The 16,421-nt window shown below is 49.0% G+C and carries 26 protein-coding genes; 18 read left to right on the forward strand and 8 right to left on the reverse strand.

Features of this window, described 5'->3' with window-relative positions; all coding sequences use genetic code 11:
• Window positions 1-66: 66 nt before the first annotated feature.
• Entirely contained in the window at window positions 67-699 is a 633-nt protein-coding gene (locus K6T23_RS03865) for an NAD(P)-dependent oxidoreductase (protein ID WP_063191025.1), read from the reverse strand.
• A gap of 141 nt (window positions 700-840) precedes the next feature.
• Window positions 841-1,245: an Rrf2 family transcriptional regulator gene (locus tag K6T23_RS03870; protein ID WP_238283615.1), complete on the reverse strand. Its 405-nt coding sequence runs from the start codon at window positions 1,243-1,245 to the stop codon at window positions 841-843.
• A gap of 133 nt (window positions 1,246-1,378) precedes the next feature.
• On the opposite strand from K6T23_RS03870, the gene K6T23_RS03875 reads away from it, so the two are divergent.
• The 15 genes from K6T23_RS03875 (at window position 1,379) to K6T23_RS03945 (ending at window position 11,630) form a co-directional block, all read left to right on the forward strand.
• A complete protein-coding gene (locus tag K6T23_RS03875) occupies window positions 1,379-1,543 on the forward strand; it encodes a hypothetical protein (RefSeq protein WP_156183409.1) in 165 nt (54 codons plus the stop codon).
• Entirely contained in the window at window positions 1,524-1,889 is a 366-nt protein-coding gene (locus K6T23_RS03880) for a hypothetical protein (RefSeq protein WP_238283616.1), read from the forward strand. Before K6T23_RS03875 ends, K6T23_RS03880 begins: the two co-directional genes overlap by 20 nt.
• 142 nt (window positions 1,890-2,031) lie before the next feature.
• Window positions 2,032-3,081: an extracellular solute-binding protein gene (locus K6T23_RS03885; protein WP_238283617.1), complete on the forward strand. Its 1,050-nt coding sequence runs from the start codon at window positions 2,032-2,034 to the stop codon at window positions 3,079-3,081.
• Window positions 3,082-3,257: 176 nt separating this feature from the next.
• Window positions 3,258-4,649 (forward strand): ABC transporter permease, encoded by a 1,392-nt coding sequence (locus tag K6T23_RS03890; RefSeq protein ID WP_238283618.1) that lies wholly within the window; start codon window positions 3,258-3,260, stop codon window positions 4,647-4,649.
• Window positions 4,646-5,674 (forward strand): ABC transporter ATP-binding protein, encoded by a 1,029-nt coding sequence (locus K6T23_RS03895; protein ID WP_238283619.1) that lies wholly within the window; start codon window positions 4,646-4,648, stop codon window positions 5,672-5,674. Before K6T23_RS03890 ends, K6T23_RS03895 begins: the two co-directional genes overlap by 4 nt.
• A gap of 82 nt (window positions 5,675-5,756) precedes the next feature.
• Window positions 5,757-6,293 carry a GNAT family N-acetyltransferase gene (locus K6T23_RS03900; protein WP_238283620.1) on the forward strand — a complete coding sequence of 179 codons (537 nt, stop codon included), beginning with the start codon at window positions 5,757-5,759 and terminating at the stop codon, window positions 6,291-6,293.
• 186 nt (window positions 6,294-6,479) lie between these two features.
• Window positions 6,480-6,692 (forward strand): hypothetical protein, encoded by a 213-nt coding sequence (locus K6T23_RS03905; protein ID WP_142126648.1) that lies wholly within the window; start codon window positions 6,480-6,482, stop codon window positions 6,690-6,692.
• 106 nt (window positions 6,693-6,798) lie between these two features.
• A complete protein-coding gene (locus K6T23_RS03910; RefSeq protein ID WP_238283621.1) occupies window positions 6,799-7,269 on the forward strand; it encodes a MarR family winged helix-turn-helix transcriptional regulator in 471 nt (156 codons plus the stop codon).
• Window positions 7,266-7,787 (forward strand): GNAT family N-acetyltransferase, encoded by a 522-nt coding sequence (locus tag K6T23_RS03915; RefSeq protein ID WP_238283622.1) that lies wholly within the window; start codon window positions 7,266-7,268, stop codon window positions 7,785-7,787. The genes K6T23_RS03910 and K6T23_RS03915 overlap by 4 nt, the downstream gene beginning before the upstream one ends.
• Before the next feature lie 13 nt (window positions 7,788-7,800).
• The gene (locus K6T23_RS03920; protein ID WP_238283623.1) at window positions 7,801-8,412 is read left to right on the forward strand and encodes an FMN-binding negative transcriptional regulator; all 612 of its coding nucleotides are present in this window, start codon (window positions 7,801-7,803) and stop codon (window positions 8,410-8,412) included.
• A gap of 81 nt (window positions 8,413-8,493) precedes the next feature.
• Complete coding sequence (locus tag K6T23_RS03925) at window positions 8,494-9,042, forward strand: YdhK family protein (RefSeq protein ID WP_053428622.1); 549 nt, start codon at window positions 8,494-8,496, stop codon at window positions 9,040-9,042.
• Between the two features lie 134 nt (window positions 9,043-9,176).
• Window positions 9,177-9,326, forward strand: a complete 150-nt coding sequence (locus tag K6T23_RS03930; protein WP_238283624.1) for a hypothetical protein — start codon at window positions 9,177-9,179, stop codon at window positions 9,324-9,326.
• A gap of 283 nt (window positions 9,327-9,609) precedes the next feature.
• On the forward strand, window positions 9,610-10,203 hold the full coding sequence (locus K6T23_RS03935; RefSeq protein ID WP_238283625.1) for a VanZ family protein: 594 nt from the start codon (window positions 9,610-9,612) through the stop codon (window positions 10,201-10,203).
• Window positions 10,204-10,227: 24 nt separating this feature from the next.
• Window positions 10,228-11,406 (forward strand): iron-containing alcohol dehydrogenase, encoded by a 1,179-nt coding sequence (locus K6T23_RS03940; RefSeq protein ID WP_238283626.1) that lies wholly within the window; start codon window positions 10,228-10,230, stop codon window positions 11,404-11,406.
• 38 nt (window positions 11,407-11,444) lie between these two features.
• Complete coding sequence (locus K6T23_RS03945) at window positions 11,445-11,630, forward strand: hypothetical protein (protein ID WP_238283627.1); 186 nt, start codon at window positions 11,445-11,447, stop codon at window positions 11,628-11,630.
• A gap of 48 nt (window positions 11,631-11,678) precedes the next feature.
• Here K6T23_RS03945 and K6T23_RS03950 read toward each other — a convergent pair whose 3' ends face one another.
• Window positions 11,679-12,074 (reverse strand): VOC family protein, encoded by a 396-nt coding sequence (locus tag K6T23_RS03950; protein ID WP_238283628.1) that lies wholly within the window; start codon window positions 12,072-12,074, stop codon window positions 11,679-11,681.
• Between the two features lie 74 nt (window positions 12,075-12,148).
• Between K6T23_RS03950 and K6T23_RS03955 the strand changes: the two genes are divergently transcribed.
• Window positions 12,149-12,640 (forward strand): PH domain-containing protein, encoded by a 492-nt coding sequence (locus K6T23_RS03955; protein ID WP_053072198.1) that lies wholly within the window; start codon window positions 12,149-12,151, stop codon window positions 12,638-12,640.
• A 120-nt stretch (window positions 12,641-12,760) separates the two neighbouring features.
• Here the strand turns inward: K6T23_RS03955 and K6T23_RS03960 are convergent, their stop codons facing one another.
• Window positions 12,761-13,534: an HAD-IIB family hydrolase gene (locus K6T23_RS03960; RefSeq protein WP_238283629.1), complete on the reverse strand. Its 774-nt coding sequence runs from the start codon at window positions 13,532-13,534 to the stop codon at window positions 12,761-12,763.
• 88 nt (window positions 13,535-13,622) lie between these two features.
• Between K6T23_RS03960 and K6T23_RS03965 the strand changes: the two genes are divergently transcribed.
• Complete coding sequence (locus K6T23_RS03965; RefSeq protein WP_238283630.1) at window positions 13,623-14,096, forward strand: GNAT family N-acetyltransferase; 474 nt, start codon at window positions 13,623-13,625, stop codon at window positions 14,094-14,096.
• A 527-nt stretch (window positions 14,097-14,623) separates the two neighbouring features.
• Here the strand turns inward: K6T23_RS03965 and K6T23_RS03970 are convergent.
• Complete coding sequence (locus K6T23_RS03970; protein WP_159644748.1) at window positions 14,624-14,887, reverse strand: DUF4017 family protein; 264 nt, start codon at window positions 14,885-14,887, stop codon at window positions 14,624-14,626.
• Between the two features lie 94 nt (window positions 14,888-14,981).
• Window positions 14,982-15,293, reverse strand: a complete 312-nt coding sequence (locus K6T23_RS03975) for a hypothetical protein (RefSeq protein ID WP_159644745.1) — start codon at window positions 15,291-15,293, stop codon at window positions 14,982-14,984.
• A gap of 148 nt (window positions 15,294-15,441) precedes the next feature.
• Here K6T23_RS03975 and K6T23_RS03980 point away from each other — a divergent pair, with 148 nt between their 5' ends.
• On the forward strand, window positions 15,442-15,708 hold the full coding sequence (locus K6T23_RS03980) for a hypothetical protein (RefSeq protein ID WP_238283631.1): 267 nt from the start codon (window positions 15,442-15,444) through the stop codon (window positions 15,706-15,708).
• A 15-nt stretch (window positions 15,709-15,723) separates the two neighbouring features.
• On the opposite strand, the gene K6T23_RS03985 is transcribed toward K6T23_RS03980, so the two are convergent.
• Together K6T23_RS03985 and K6T23_RS03990 are read right to left on the reverse strand one after the other, a co-directional pair.
• Window positions 15,724-16,194, reverse strand: coding sequence for a YrvL family regulatory protein (locus K6T23_RS03985; RefSeq protein ID WP_238283632.1), 471 nt, complete (start codon window positions 16,192-16,194; stop codon window positions 15,724-15,726).
• A gap of 27 nt (window positions 16,195-16,221) precedes the next feature.
• A complete protein-coding gene (locus K6T23_RS03990; RefSeq protein ID WP_179125712.1) occupies window positions 16,222-16,368 on the reverse strand; it encodes a hypothetical protein in 147 nt (48 codons plus the stop codon).
• Between the last annotated feature and the right edge of the window lie 53 nt (window positions 16,369-16,421).

The raw sequence follows: 16,421 nt of genomic DNA on the forward strand, positions 1-16,421 counted from the left end.
GGTGTTTGGCGAAGATAACGAACAGTAAAAGAAGGCAGGGATCGGGTCCCTGCCTTCTCTTTGTTCTTATTTTGATACAACGGCAAATCGTTCGTTCTTATGTTTCGGTTGTTCCACTTCGTCAAGGAGTGCTGTGGCATAGTCGGCATAGCTGATGTAGCTCTGACCTTCTGCATTCACGATGAAGTGATCCTTGCCGGTTTGGTAGGTTCCCGTTTTGGGACCTTCAGGGTCGAAGAAGGCTGCCGGGCTGATGTACGTCCAGTTCAGGTCTTCGGTGTTTTGCAGCTCTTTTAGGCTGAGGCTGGCATTGTAAGCAGTGGCATAATAGGCTTTCGGGAAGTCAGGTGTTTCCAAGAGCTGAACGGTTTTGTCTTCGTCCACAAACAGGCTGCCGGCTCCGCCGATGACAACGAGTCTGGTTTCGGGAGCGTCTTTCAGGGCGTTGGTAAGAACCCTGCCAGCTTCAATGTGGAGATGCTCTTTTCCTTCGGGGGCATTGAAGGCGTTCACGACGACGTCGAACCCTTTCAAGTCTTCTACTGTCAGATCGAAGAGATCCTTTTCAACGATGTTCACGTTTGCGTTCACTTTTGACGCGCTGCGCACGACGGCGGTCACGTCATGGCCTCGTTGGATGGCTTCCTCTGTTATCAATGATCCTGCTTTTCCTGTTGCTCCGATGATGGCGATGTTCATTTTTATTCCTCCTATTGTTTTGTAACTATATTTGTTACAGGATATTCATAAATAATTCCGATTGAGTCGGGTGAATGAGTTGTTCTAAATGTAACTATAAATGTTACAGGTTGGTCTGTCAACCATGAAAAAAATCACCTCTTATTGGAAGAGATGATTCATGATGTCCTTCAGCGTTTGTTCATTGAGTTCATTTTCCATGGCTGTCTGGACGCTTTTGAATGTTTCATCCAGTGTACCTTGGATCCGTTTGCCGACAGGGCATTTAGGATTCGGTTTATCGTGGATGGAGAATAACTCTTTCTCCATATTCACGGCTTTATAGATATCAAGCAAGGTAATGTCCTTGGGGTCACGTGTCAGGTTGAACCCTGGTACTCCGGCTTGGGACGTCAATAGTCCGGCTTTTTTCAGGTCACCCGATAGCCTCCTGATGACGACGGGATTCGTGGTGACGCTCTGGGCGATCTGATCAGATGATTGCTTCGGATCCATGGCCACTAGAGACATGATATGAATCGCGACCGATAAGCGGGTATTAATCATGATCTCCCTCCTTCGTAACCATATTAGTTACAAATGGAGGGGATGTCAAATACCTCAGCCTATGAAGGGACGTCGGGAAAGGAGGAATCTGACCCGTGATTGAGAATACTATAGAAGAAAGGGGGTTGCGGATATGATGTTTTACCTCTATATGGTCATCGGTATCCTATTGTTCGCTGCTCTGATCGACTACAGGAGAAGGCGGAATAACAACACGAAACATACGCGTCACAGTGACCCATCCACCAAAAAGGGAGAGAGCAGTAACTATCAGTCTGGTGAAGGCCGGGATTGGTGATGGAGATGATGAGCCGCACTTCCTTGCCTTGGTCAAAGCTGGAGATGAAGAAATGACACCGCAAACCATGATGATAACGGGTGTGGCGGTAAGTGTCCCAATCCAATTGATCCTGCGCTATACAAAGCGCCCCTCCTATGAAGGGTTGATCCTGTTTTTAATCCTGATTTTCCTGTCAGCTGCCGGATGGGTGGTGGGATTTGCTATCGGGGGGTGGAATGGGGTACAGTGCCCTTGCCATGATGGTGATAATGGAATCCATGGCAGGGCTTGTGACATCGTTCATATGGTCTTTATTGGTGAAAGAATGATGAAAACGTCATTCTTTTTTCATATTTTCGGCTAATTGAGAACTTATTTCATTAAAGACATTGACGTTGATTCTCCTCTTGCTTATACTAAGGTAGTGATAATGATTATCACTTGCATCGTTAATAAGTGAAACACCACTATAAAACATACCATTCAGTCTTGGGGAGGAAATCATCATGATGAAGCTTCATACATATGCGAAGAAGGCAGCAGTGGCGGCAGCGTCCGTCATGGTCGTCGGTGCGTTGGCGGCTTGTGGGAACGGCGGCGATAACGCGAAGGACGGCGATAAAGAAAAAGCGTTGACCATCTACAGCGGTCAGCACACAGAAGTGACCGAAGCGTTGACGAAGGAATTCACGAAGGAAACTGGAATCAAAGTGGACGTGCGTGAAGGATCCAGCAATGAGCTGGCTCATCAGGTTGCAGAAGAAGGAGACAAGTCTCCTGCCGATATCATCTTCACGGAAGAAACGGCTCCCCTTGTGATGTTGAGTGAGAAGGGACTTCTTGAGAAGATCGATTCCAAGGCCCTTGATAACATGGATGACCAATATGAAGATCCAGACGGGACTTGGGTCGGATTGCTTGCGCGTTCACGCGTCGTGGCGTACAATCCCGATGTGGTGAAAGAAAGCGAACTGCCGAAGACGGTATTCGACTTCGCCAAGCCTGAATGGAAAAACAAAGTAGCCTACGTACCGACAAGCGGTGCGTTCACGAACCAGATCTCTGCCATGATCATGCTGTATGGTGAAGATGAAACAAAACAGTGGTTGGAAGGCTTGAAGAAATACGGCAAGCAATATAAAAACAACAAGATTGCCCTTGATGCAGTAGAAAAAGGCGATGTAGGCGCAGCCCTTATCAACAACTACTACTGGGATAATGAAGCAAAAGAAAAAGGCGCTGACAAGATGAACTCCAAGCTCTATTACTTCGGTAATGGCGATATCGGGGATATGATTTCCCTATCCGGAGCAGGAATCGTCAAGTCAAGCTCTCATAAAGAAGAAGCACAGAAATTCATGGAGTTCGCCACTGAAGAAAAAGGACAGCAGGTATTGACGGATACAAGTTCACAGTATCCATTGAACTCTAGCGTGGACACGAAGGATATGAAACCTTTCTCAGAATTGAATCCGCCGAAAGAAGCACTGGACCTCGGGGAATATTCTGATGGTGAGCAGGCATTGGAACTTCTACAAGAAGTAGGGTTGCTCTAATGCCCCTGACCGGCATATGGAGGAAGAAGGAGCCGCAGCGAAAAAGAACGTCGCTGTTGCTCCTTTTACCTGTTTTTATCTTTATTTTTGTCGCGTGTCTACCTATCCTCTACATTATCCTCCGCGCATATGAAGCCGGATGGGAGACATCGATCAACCTGATCTTCCGAGACCGTGTGTATGAGCTTCTGAAAAATACGCTTCTACTGGACGTGTCGGTGACGGTGGCCTCCATGGTCATCGGTGTCGCCACGGCCTGGTGCACGGAGCGGACAAATCTATGGGGAAGGCGCGTATGGAACGTCCTCGTGACGATTCCGTTCGCCGTCCCCGCCTTTGTATCGAGTTACAGCTGGGTTTCCCTGAGCCCGATCTTTGAAGGATTTTTCGGTGCCTTCCTGGTCCTGACGCTATACAGCTATCCCTTGGTCCACTTGCCGGTGGCTGCGGCACTGCGGGGGATGAATCCTTCCCTCGAAGAAGTGGCATTCTCGGCAGGATACGGACAGTGGAAGACCTTCTGGCTCGTCACGTTTCCGCAAATGCGGCCGGCACTGTTCGGTGGAGCGCTCCTCATTGCCCTTCACACGCTTGCGGAGTTCGGGGCTCTGTCCCTGCTCCGGTTCGATACGTTTACGACGGCGATCTATGATCAGTACACGATGGCCTTCAACGGGGCATCTGCTGCGATGCTGACGACGGTCCTCCTGTTCTTGTGCCTCGTCTTCATCGGAGTGGAGCTCTACGTCCGAGGGAAGGCTAAATATACGTCTGTCGGAAGAGGCGTCTCACGTGCGAGAGAGCAGGTGAGTCTGGGGTTGGCAGCCCCGTTCGTCCAACTGGGGTTCCTCGCGTTGACGGTACTCGCCGTCGGGATTCCCCTCGGACGTCTTGGGTATTGGTTGGTAACCGGAAGCTCGGCAAGCTTCGAGCCTGCTGAATTGGTAGGCAATCTGTTCACCACCTTGTCCTACGGGTTGGGAGGAGCCGTGGTGACGGTGATTATCGCGCTACCTCTCGTCATGCTGTCGCTCCGCCACCGGGGACCGCTTTCGGTCATGGCCGAGCGTGTTCCGTATGTGGTCCACAGTCTGCCTGGTCTTGTTATCGGCTTGACCCTCGTGTTCTTCGCCATCCGCTATATGAGCGGGATCTACCAGACATCGGCCCTTCTGATCATCGCGTATGTGATCCTGTTCGTCCCCCTTGCCCAGTCGTCGATCCGTGCCTCGTACGAGCAGGCGCCTGAGCGGGTCGAAGAGGTGGCGAGGTCACTCGGAAGAAGGCCGATGAGTGTCTTCTTCACCGTGACCCTGCCCTTGATCATCCCGGGCATCGGGGCGGCAATGGCCCTGGTTTGTTTGAAAATCATGAATGAATTGACGGCGACGCTGCTGCTACGTCCGACGGGTGTCGATACGCTCGCTATCAGGGTGTGGCAGCACACGGCGAACTCCGAGTTTGCCGCAGCCGCCCCCTATGCCGCCCTGCTGATCCTGATTTCGGGCGTGCCGGTCTATATCCTGACCATGCGATCATTTTCCAGTAAGAGGAGTGAAAGAGTATGAAGGCCTTGACGATTAAAGAGTTATCAAAGAACTTTGATGGAGTGAAAGTATTGGAGAATGTCTCCTTCGACTTGCAGAAGGGGCAGATGCTCGCCGTTCTAGGACCATCGGGGTGCGGGAAGACAACGCTTCTCCGTAGCATCGCAGGATTCGAAATCCCTGCCTCGGGTGAAATCGAGATTTCCGGCGTGAAGGCCTTCGGTGAACGCCTCTATCTCTCCCCGGAAAAGCGGAAGATCGGCTATGTACCGCAGGAAGGTGCACTCTTCCCGCATTTGACAGTAGAACAGAATGTCGCCTTCGGACTCCCGAGGAAGATGAAACGCACTAGCCGTGTCCTCGATATGCTCGAGCTTGTCGGTATGCAAGGGTTTGAAAAACGCATGCCCCATGAACTGTCCGGCGGGCAACAGCAGCGTGTCGCCTTGGCACGCGCCCTCGCTCCCGGTCCGAGCCTGATCCTACTGGACGAACCGTTCAGCGCACTTGATACGGGGCTTCGCGCCAAGCTCAGGGATGATATCAAGCACGCCCTTGAACAGTCGAATGCAACGTCGATCATGGTCACACATGACCAGGAAGAAGCGTTCTCCATGGCTGATGTCATCGCCGTCATGAGGGACGGCGAGCTCGTCCAGATCGCCAATCCGGATGACGTCTATACGAAACCGAAAGACTTGAAGGTGGCCACCTTCGTTGGGGAAGCCGTGCTCCTCAATGGACGGATCAGCGGAGAATGCGTCGACTGTCCGCTCGGCATGCTGCCATGTCATAAGCCTTCCGGTTGCGCCGAACAAGTCACGGTCATGATCCGTCCGGAACAGCTCAGCGTAGGGCCAATCGAAAGCGGAATCCAAGCGAAGGTCATGAAGACGACCTACTTCGGACACGATTCCCTGATCGAACTTCTCATCGATGAGAACGGCCAGGCGACTTCAGCTTCCATCCGTGTCCTCGGAAGACCTCAGGTCAAAGTAGGGGACACCGTCGGCTTGAAGGTGGACGGGGATGTTGTGATTTACTAATACCATAAGCCAAGCTCCATTCCATTTTGGAATGGGGCTTTTTTTGATCACAGGGAGGAATCAGCGGACGGCCATCGAATAATTGAATGATAGAATCAGACGAAAGAAGGAAGAAGAGATGACGATTTCCATATTGAATGAACATGACGCGGAGGCATACCAGGAGCTCCGCCTGCAGGCACTGCAGACCAACCCGGAAGCATTCGGATCCACCTATGAACGGGAAGTTGCTTTTTCACGATCCTTTGTAGAAGAGCGCTTGAAACCATCTGACGATAAGTTCACCATGGGTGCGTGGGTGGACGGAGAGCTTGGCGGAATCGTCACCTTCGTCAGGGAAACGAGTCCGAAGATGGCGCATAAAGGCAACATCTTCGGCATGTTCGTCTCACCGGACATGCGCGGCAGGTCGGTGGGACGCTCCCTTCTGGAAGAACTGCTTCAGCATGTAAAGGGGCTTGATGGACTCGAGCAGATCATTCTCACAGTCGTCTCGGACAATGAGCCGGCCAAGCGTCTGTATACGAGTGCAGGATTCAAGGTGTTCGGGGTTGAGAAGCACGGGCTGAAGTTCGGTGGTTCTTATTATGATGAGGACTGGATGGTCTTGAGATTGTAGACGTCTATAGAAATTGATGAAACCTCCTATCAGTGGTATCGGAGGTTTTGCTTTTTTTGTAGGAAAAACTTATTGGGACTGCAGGGAGCATGAAAGTGGTATGAAAACGAATATTTGACAAAGTCAACTATATACATTACTATAAACGTATAGTTGACTTTGTCAAACGAATGGGAGGTATAACGGATGACGATTAACCACGGTGGGGACCTTAGTGAAGGCTATTTCATTGCGTATCTTACATTGATTATGAACAGCAGGGGATCAACATTGGAGGAGGCCAAGGCTTTTACCTTCAAACGATTGTTCCAGAATGACGAAGGAACACTCGGCGATTATTCATATAGAAGATTCATTCAGGCATACCAGCACCTTGAACAAGAAGGTAGCTGTGCATGAGGTCGGTGAGCCGGCCTTTTTTATTTTGTTGTATTTTGTTGCAAATACAACAAAATGCCGTTATAGTTAAAGAAATTCATGCAATTGCAACAAAAGAGGTGAAGAGATGACCGACGTTTTAAGGGAAATTGGAATGATTGCACGGGCGCTGGATTCTATCAGCAACATCGAATTCAAGGACGTCGATCTAACGAAGGGGCAATATCTCTACGTGGTGAGAATCTGCGAGAACCCCGGGATCATTCAGGAAAAGGTTGCCGACATGATTAAAGTGGACCGGACGACGGCTTCACGGGCCATTGCAAAATTGGAGGCGAGTGGATTCATCGAGAAGGTCGCAGATGATCATAACAAGAAAATAAAGAAGTTGTACCCGACAGAGAAGGGCAGATCCATCTACCCGTTCATCAAGAAGGAGAATGACCATTCCAATGCGATCGCCCTCAGCGGACTATCGGATGAGGAGTCGGATGCCCTGCTGTACCTTCTCCAGCGGGTACGGGAAAATGTAGAAGTGGACTGGGATTGGGTGAAGAAAGGGAACAGGAGAACCTATGGGGGAGGTGACCCGGTATGAGGATCAGGCTGAGGAAATGTTCAGAGGAAGATTCCCTTCTCCTTAAGGAAATTGGACAGGAGACCTTCCGGGATACATTTGTGCAAGACAATGACCCAGAGGAATTAGAGGCGTACCTTGAACAGGCGTTTGCCCTCGGGAAACTGGAAAAAGAATTGGCAGACCCTTACTCATCCTTCTTTTTTGCCGAAATTAATGGTGACATTGCCGGCTATGTGAAACTTAATGAGGGGGGTGCCCAGACTGAGCAGATGGGCAGGGATTCATTGGAAATCGAGCGCATCTACGTTCGGAAATCCCATCACCGACAAGGGGTGGGGAAAGCGTTGATGTTAAAAGCAGTCGAAGAGGCTGAGGTGAAAGGGCGCAATCGTATATGGCTTGGGGTTTGGGAGAAGAACGCACATGCGATTTCTTTTTATGAAAAGTGGGGCTTCAAGCGTACCGGATCTCACACCTTTATGATGGGGGATGAGGAACAAATCGACTTGATCATGACTAAGATACTGACAGATTGAGAGGAGAATGAGGATGTATAGACCCAAGCAATTTCAAATGAATGATGAAATAGAAATCTTTCAGCTAATCGAGGATAACGGGTTTGCCATCCTGTTCTCCCAGCACCAAGGTTCCCCTTGGGCGACTCATCTACCGCTGATGGTGGACCGGCGCGACCGTGTCCTCTATGGACATATGGCGAGACCGAATGGTCAGTGGAAGGATGCGGAGGGGCAGGAAGTACTGGCTGTTTTCCAAGGGGCCCATGCTTACATTTCCCCGACCTGGTATGAGTCGGATCAAGAGGTTCCGACCTGGAATTATGAAGCTGTCCATGTATACGGCACCTTTGAAATCATTGAAGACGGTGAGGAGATGACCGACTCCCTGACGCGTCTGGTCGATCAATATGAAGGACCGGAAAGTACTTATTCACTGAACCATGTCAGTGAGAATAAGCTCCACGGCCTGCAGAAAGGCATCGTCGCCTTCCGGATCCCCATCAGCCGCATGGAGGGAAAAGCCAAGTTCAGCCAGCATCATCCCGAAGAAAGGCGCCGATCCGTCGCCCACGAATTGAGGAGAACCGGTCGCGAAGGGGATGCTATGGTAGCACAACGAATGGAAAAAGGGTTGGACCATTGAATCATTTTCCAGGAATCATGATCATTTTTCCCTCTAAAGGGTAACACTGTAGGTGAGAACCTTATAGAAAGAGGGATGATCATGAAGAAATACATACTGGTAATCGGAGCCGCTGCTCTATTGGCACTGGCGGGATGCGGCAATAGCCCGGACAGTCAGTCGGATAAAAAGGAATCACATGACGAGCATGCGGATATGAACCATTCAGGTTCGGCCGAAATGCCCGAAGGACTTGAAGAAGCGGCAAACCCTGAATTCGAGACCGGAAGCAAAGTCACCATCAAGGCAGATCACATGAAGGGCATGGACGGGGCAGAAGGTATGGTCACCGGCGCCTATGATACCACTGCCTACGTCGTCGACTATAAGCCGACCGATGGAGGAGAAGAAGTGAAGGATCATAAGTGGGTGATCCAGGAAGAAATCAAAGACGCAGGGGACGAAGAACTCAAACCCGGCACCGAGGTCACCCTGGAAGCCGACCACATGAAAGGCATGAAAGATGCCAAAGCCACGATCGTCTCTGCGGAGAAAACAACGGTGTATACTGTTGACTATCAGCCAACAGATGGTGGAGACATGGTGAAGAATCATAAGTGGGTTGTAGAAAGTGAATTGGAGTCTGAATAAGGATGCGTGAGCCGGCATGGATGTGCCGGTTTCTTTGGAATTCTGTGACTAGCAAAAAGGGTTTTTCATTCTGATATGGAAGGGTATAGAAAAGGGTGATCTACCATGATGTCTACGATCATTGGAGGGATTCGATGGAGAAGCATCCGAAAAATGAGACCGGGAAAATCCAACATGAAGATAGGCAAAAAAAGAGACGGAAATGGATAGTGGGCAGTGATGTCCAAGTTGTTATCATCGCATTGGTTTTTTTGGGGATGATGATTTTTCAGTTGGTGGAATAAATCTATGAGGTTAAGCAATGGGAAGGGCAGCTTATCATAGTGAGTATTGTTCGTGGATTGGTTTTTTGAATTGATAAGATGAAGAGTCGTTCCACCGGGGAATGGCTTTTTATTTTGACTGAAACTTTTTTTCATCCTCGCCCGTCTTTACCGCAGAACAATATAGGCTCTTATTTCTCCTATTTTTATACAAAAATAGTATGATGGAAGTGATAGAAAAGAAGAATAGGGTGGTTGCATGCATGGGAAAATGAAAAGCGGATTGGTGTTGGTTTTTAGTTTGGTGGCAGGGATCTGGATTTACATGGAGTATTTCTTTAATATGTTGCCTCGGTTCTTTTCCAATATGGAGAATATCGAGAAGACAATTCTCTCCATGGCGATTGCTGTACTGACAATCTACGTTCTTCTGAAGTTGGTCTTGGGCATGGCTACGAAATGGGATCGGTACGCTCTGCTGCTCGCATACTTCACGGTCCTGATCTTCGGTCTGTTGAGGCCGGATGGGCAGTATAGCAACGGGACGGGTGATGTGTCATGGAATCCCATTGCTTTCTTGTCGGACATACAAGGGGACCCGGCCTCACAATGGGTCATGGTGATCAACCTGATCATCTTTGTTCCTATGTATTTTCTTCTCGCAGTTTCCAATGTGTTGAAGGGATTTAAGGGGCGATTCTTATTGTTCCAAGGTGTTGCCTGGACGTTGGAGTGGATGCAGCACATTCTGAATGTCGGACAGTTTGATCTGTCCGATCTGCTCTTATACACGGTCGGATTCTTGATTGGATACGGGATAGCCTTGCCTATCTTGAAAGTGGGGATTGGGAGGTATCCAGTGGAAGCGGTTCGGTACAGACGATTTGGAAGGGGATAATGGACCAACAAGGAGGAGAGTAAGATGAGTAGTTCAAAACTAGTATTTGCGTCTCTTAGCTATACAGGGTGGGGATCGTTGGAGAACCTACTTCCTGAAGTGAGGAAGGCGGAGGCAAAGAGGATCCTCATTGTCACGGATCCGCAACTGGTCGAAATCGGGTTGACCCGGAATGTCACGGTACCCCTTGAGGAAGATGGATTCGACATCACCTTGTATACAGAAGTGGTGCCTGAGCCCCCGCTCTCTGTTGGGGAACAACTGGTGGCATTCACTAGGGAAGGAGGTTTCGACCTAGTGATCGGGATGGGGGGAGGGAGTGCTCTCGACCTGGCCAAGATGACTGCAGTTCTGTCTCAGCAGGAAGGGCGTGTAGAGGATTATCTGAATCTATCAGGCACGAAGGAAATCCAAGCGAAGGGACTTCCGAAGATCCTCCTCCCGACCACAGCGGGAACCGGTTCGGAAGTGACCAACATTGCCGTCCTCTCTTTAGATTCCACGAAGGATGTCGTGACCCATGACAACCTATTGGCGGACGTTGCCATCATTGATCCCAAACTCACGCTGACGGTGCCACCAAAGGTGACGGCGGCCACAGGGATCGATGCCCTGACCCATGCTGTCGAGGCATATGTCTCGATCAATGCAAGCCCTACAACGGACGCCTTGTCCCTGCATGCAATCAGGTTGATTGCCGGATCTATTCGTACGGCTGTAAGGGATGGTTCCAATCGGCAGGCACGCATTGATATGAGCTACGGAAGCTATATCGCGGGTCTTGCCTTCTTCAATGCAGGCGTAGCAGGTGTCCATGCCCTCGCCTATCCCCTTGGTGGTCAGTTCCACATTTCCCACGGTGAATCTAATGCCGTCCTCCTTCCTTATGTGATGGGGTATATCCGGAAGAGCTGTGAAGGGAGGATGGCAGACGTATTGGAAGCGATCGAAGGCAGGTCCAATGACTTGTCTAAGGAAGAAGCCTCAAGAAAATGCGTGGAAGAATTGGTTAGGATCGTCAGAGATGTCGGTATCCCACAGCGATTGTCCCAGTTCGATATCCCAGAATCAGCCCTTGAAGAGCTGACGAAGGACGGTGTGAAACAGAAGAGACTGTTAGCAAGGAGTCCGATGGTGCTGGAGGAAGCGGATATCCACAGGATTTATCAAGCGGCTTATGATGGAGAAGTCGTGGAAGGGTAAAAACAATAATGTGAAAGAGGCGGTAGATCATAAACGATTTGCGGAGAGAGTACAAAGAACTGGATGCTTATTACAATCAGAAGAAATCGAATGTTGATCACTTACTGTTGATGCTGGAGAAGAACGGATTGTTTATCTTCTTGATGTATGTTCCATTCTGGCTTTTCTTCAAAGGTTTCGGCTTTCTGTTTAAGTGGATCAACAGGCGGTTCAAGAAGAGATGACCGAATGTACTCAAGCAGTAAAGCCGGCATCTGGATGCCGGCTCATTTTTATATCAGTGTCATCTGCCATGATACCCCGAATCGATCATTGACCCAGCCGAACTTCTGGCTGAACCCATAACCACCAAGAGGCATGAGGGCACTTCCGCCGTCGAGAAGCTTCTCGTAAACGTGATCGATCTCTTCTTCACTGCTGCACTCCAGGAAGATTGAGAAGGCAGGGGTGAAGGTGAATCCATGCTTGATATGACTGTCGATGCACATGAACTCCTGACCCTTGATGGTGAAAGTAGCCGTCATAACGGTACCCTCCTCACCAGGCCCTTCAGCTCCGTAACGGTTGATGCTTGTGATCTCCGAATCTTCTATGATGGACGTGTAGAACGTCATGGCTTCTTCGGCGTCGGCGTTTTGGAACATAAGGAACGGGGTGGCTTTTTTCATGGAAATCCTCCTAGTGGGTGAGTCATGAATCTAACGTTATAGTAGCACATAGATGGAACGCTGGAAAAGCTTGTATGGAAGAAAAGGTGTGGGAAGAGCGGTCCCGTTCACCTCTTATCGAGAAGTCCAATGCCATTAATAGACGGAGGAGTGGTTACGTGTATTTCCCTTCAAAAAAAGACGGGTGGATGGGATTCCTTCATCTTATCATCCTGTTTCTCTGTTTCGGACTGCCGGTTTTATCCGATGAGTGGGTCTGGATCTTTGTAATCCCACTGGTGCTTGGTGTCGTGAACCTTCTTATCTGGTTCCGGACGGGTTATCGTGTAGAGGCGGAGGAAGTGGTGATATATTATGGTCCTATCACCTTACGGGTTCCCATCCAAGAGATTGAGAGAGTGGCTTTTATAAAGAGTCCGTTTGTGGGGCCGGCGCTTTCAGTGGACCGGATAGGGATTACCTACTCTGCCTCAAAGTTTCTGACGGTTTCCCCCAGGAATCAAGAGGAGTTCCTGCAGGTTTTGAGGGAATCAAATCCTAATCTGGTTGTAGATCGGAGGGACTGACTAAATCGGGATGCTCCTAATCTGGTAATAAGAGCTTCATTGAATAGTGTGTTTTCTAAAATGTCCACCCGCTTGAACAGTCGGTGGACATTTTTGGTTGTGACTCCCTGCTGTATACGATTAGGATGTGACACGTTCTGGTGCGAAGGCATCGCTCAATTCCATCAACTTTGCGATGATATCCTCTTCTATTTCTGTAGTGTACGGAATGCTTTCAGTACAATGCGGGCGTAACGCCTGATGGTCGCCGATCATGACGGCGTGCCTGGCACCTTTAAACATGGTGATGTCATTGGCGTCGTTACCGAAGGCGATGTAATCGGTGATGTTCAGGTGAGAGAGTGCTGCACGCTTGTGGATACCTTTCGGGCTGCAGTCAATCACATCCTCCTGTGCATGGAGGTGGAGGACGAGGTCCATTTCTCCGAGCTTTTTCAGAAGGCTTTCTTTTTCAGTTGCGCTAAGGATGAGCAGCTTCACGATGGAGGGATGCTCACTGACGGGTATATTCTTGGCAAGACGATGAGGATCGAGGTTGGTCAGGATCGGGTGATCGGTTCTGCCCGTATACGAATAATCCCACTCCCCGTCAATCAGGTAGGTGGCTTGATGCTCATGAAGGGTGCTCATCAGGGTCTCGACATTGGTCGGTGAAAAAGCCCGAGAAAACGTGATGTTCCCGTTTTCGGAAATCAGTGCTCCGTTCCCGCCGATCAGCGTCCCACTATGAAAAGGCTTTGGCAGGACAGGGAGCATGTCCCGGATGGGTCTGGCCGAGGCGAATACAATCCGGTGTCCGGCTTCTTCAAGTTGATGGAGTGCACGGGTTATGGCTGGTGAGAGGGGTTTTCCTTTAAAGCAGATGGTTCCGTCTAAATCAAAAATGAAATGCATGGGTGGTCTCCTAAGAATATTTGATATAATTTATCGTATCAGTAATAACTTTCCGTTTACATAGTTTTTTTCAAAGGAGCGGTTGTATATGAACATTCGTCAATTAGATAGTCAGGATTATTATGAGATATCCCCGGTGATCAATGAGTGGTGGGGTGGAAGGAATATGGCCGACATGCTCCCGAAAGTCTTCTTCGACCACTTCCAGGATACAAGTTTCGTGATGGAACGGGGAGGCAGAATAGTGGGTTTCTTGGTCGGATTCCTCTCGCAGTCAAAGAAAGGGGAGGCCTATATCCACTTTGTTGGCGTTCACCCGGAATACCGTCAACTGGGGATTGGAAAGGCATTATATGAGCAATTCTTTGCCGAGGCAAGCAGTCGTGGCTGTCAAAAGGTGCGCTGCCTCACTTCCCCGGTGAATACGGGGTCGATTGCCTACCATACGAGAATGGGGTTCAAGATAGAGAAGGGGGATAAGCTGACGGACTCCGGTATCCATGTTCATTCTGACTATGATGGGAAGGGGCAGGATCGTGTGCTGTTTGTGAAAGCTTTTTAGAATGGGTTATGTTATAAGAGTTGTGACTTTATTCCTATTTTCGCTAAACAATGAGACCGTGGGGTGCTTCATGAAGAGGCCAGTAAATACCATGAATACAGCTTTGGTGAACGTGTTAAGTCGACGCTAAGTTTATCCTACAATGATAGTGACTATTGATTTTCATTCGGGGTACCGCTGTCCTGGTTAAATCGTTATCTTGTTCAAACCAAAGATACGTCTGAGATATTCGAACCTTATCAGCCTTCAAAAGTAATCCAATTAAGCATGGTGGAGGATGGGAAGTTTGTAGGCAGACTGGTGGGATATAGTTTTGGTTTACTCCATTCCTTATGAACCGCCGGGCCAAACATGTGAAGAAGAATACTTGGAACTTGGAGAACAATATCTGCAGATGGTACAGGAGGATATGGAGGAAGTGTTTAAACGGTGAGGTTTGATCAACCTATACCGTCATCCTACATTAGAAGGAGAAAATGAAAGTGGAGGCGATCCCTCATTGCATGGTGATCGCCTTCTTCTCTGATTCACACATTTGGTTTCCGCCAATGCAATCTGAAAAAGATGACACCTGCTGTTATGACGAAAAGGGGGATGGCGATGAATTGTGCAATCGCAAATTTGAACCCCCATACATCATACCCGGGATCGCTGCTTTTACCTAGAAGAGCGATGGTCACCACGGTGAGGTAAGCGGCAGGAGGAATCACCCAGAGATATCGGCCCTTGGGCAGAAGGCTGATGAGGATCACGAGGAGAACCAGAAGGCCGCCCCATATGAATAGAAACATAGTGTTCGCTCCTTTAAGATACATATTCTATCTTCACTGGGACTAATCCAGAGTGGGATGGAAGCAATACTTCAATAAGTCTTCGTGCAAAGGCTTAGAAATAAACAGCCATCATAATAACCAAACTGACCACCGTATACAGCACGGCGCCATAGAAGACCCCGCCGACCTTGACCTTCGACTTTTCCACCTTCTGCACCTTCCAAACGGCTTCGCTCGCATCCATGGTCGCAGCTCTTGAGAAAACGCCGCCACTGCTGCTGAAAAAGAACAAAAGGATTGAGGCGCCAAGTCCGATGAAGAAGCTGTATTCATTGTAGGAAAACGGTACGAGCCTGCTGGCTGTCCAAACGACCAGGCCCATGACGATGGCAGTACAAATTGCCCAAATAGCCGTCTTATTCATTGGTCATTCCCCCTTTTATATATAAACGTATGATCACGAGGGAAGTTTCATCTTTATGGAAAAATATACAATTTTAATAAGGGAGCATCCACTGCTTGAAACTTCCTGTTACGTTACATCGTCTATAGGGACAGGAGGCTGATGGGGGATGAAGAAAATCGTGGGGGCTTTATCGCTGATACTGGTGCTTGGCGGATGCAATTCCATTCAACCGAACATATCCGAGAAGGAAGTCCGATCCATTGTTATGAAGGAACATGAAAAATCCATTGGTGAAGTCGAGATTATTTCCGTTCAGCATAACTGGAGGGAATACATTGTGGAGTGGGAGAACACGGAGAACTGTGAGGTGGGGACGGACTATATCCACGATGCGACCGGTAAGGTGAAAAAGAGCGAGGTTAGCATTTGTTAGCTTGGAGGGAGGCGATCATTCGCCTCCTTCTTCCATGTCTGTCTTCTTTTCCTTCGGCGGGTCGAACACAAGATCCAACAGGGCGAGGAATAAGGCGATTCCGATCTGAGTCAGGGGCTGTATGTCAATGGACGACATGAGAGCCACTAGGATGGAAATGATGCCCCAGTTAATCAGGAATGAGAAGAAGAAATAGCCTCCCTTCAATGCATTCCATGACCAGCGTCCCGACGCCCTCATGAGGCCGAACAGCAGCTTCACGATAAAATCTCCGATGAATCCGCAGATGAAGTAGAATACCGCGAACCAAAGCAGGGACCAGTAAGAGCTGTACTCGATGCCGACGATCCGGAAGAGACCGACAAAGCCGAAGAAAATCAGAGCGACGACGAATCCAATGGCCGCGAGAATGATCAGGCTGACAGATACGATGATGAAAATCTTGGTGGGCAATGATTCATTTTTGAATGAGTCTTGATCGGACATGGTGTACCTCCGTGGTGTAATGGATCTTCAATATGGCTTGAATGTTCCCCTTAGTTTCTTATGAAAGGCTTCCAACCTAGGAATCTTGCGGAAGGTCCAGAACGATGTGATGGTTAGAAAAATAAGCAACCATTCATGTTCCTCCCCGCGGTTATCGAGGATGGTGGATTTCACATAATCACTCCTATGACCTTACTAACTACAAAGTATAGTCCAATCTGGATTTT

Origin of the sequence: Rossellomorea marisflavi (assembly GCF_022170785.1) — a bacterium.
GTDB classification, from domain to species: Bacteria; Bacillota; Bacilli; order Bacillales; family Bacillaceae_B; genus Rossellomorea; species Rossellomorea marisflavi_B.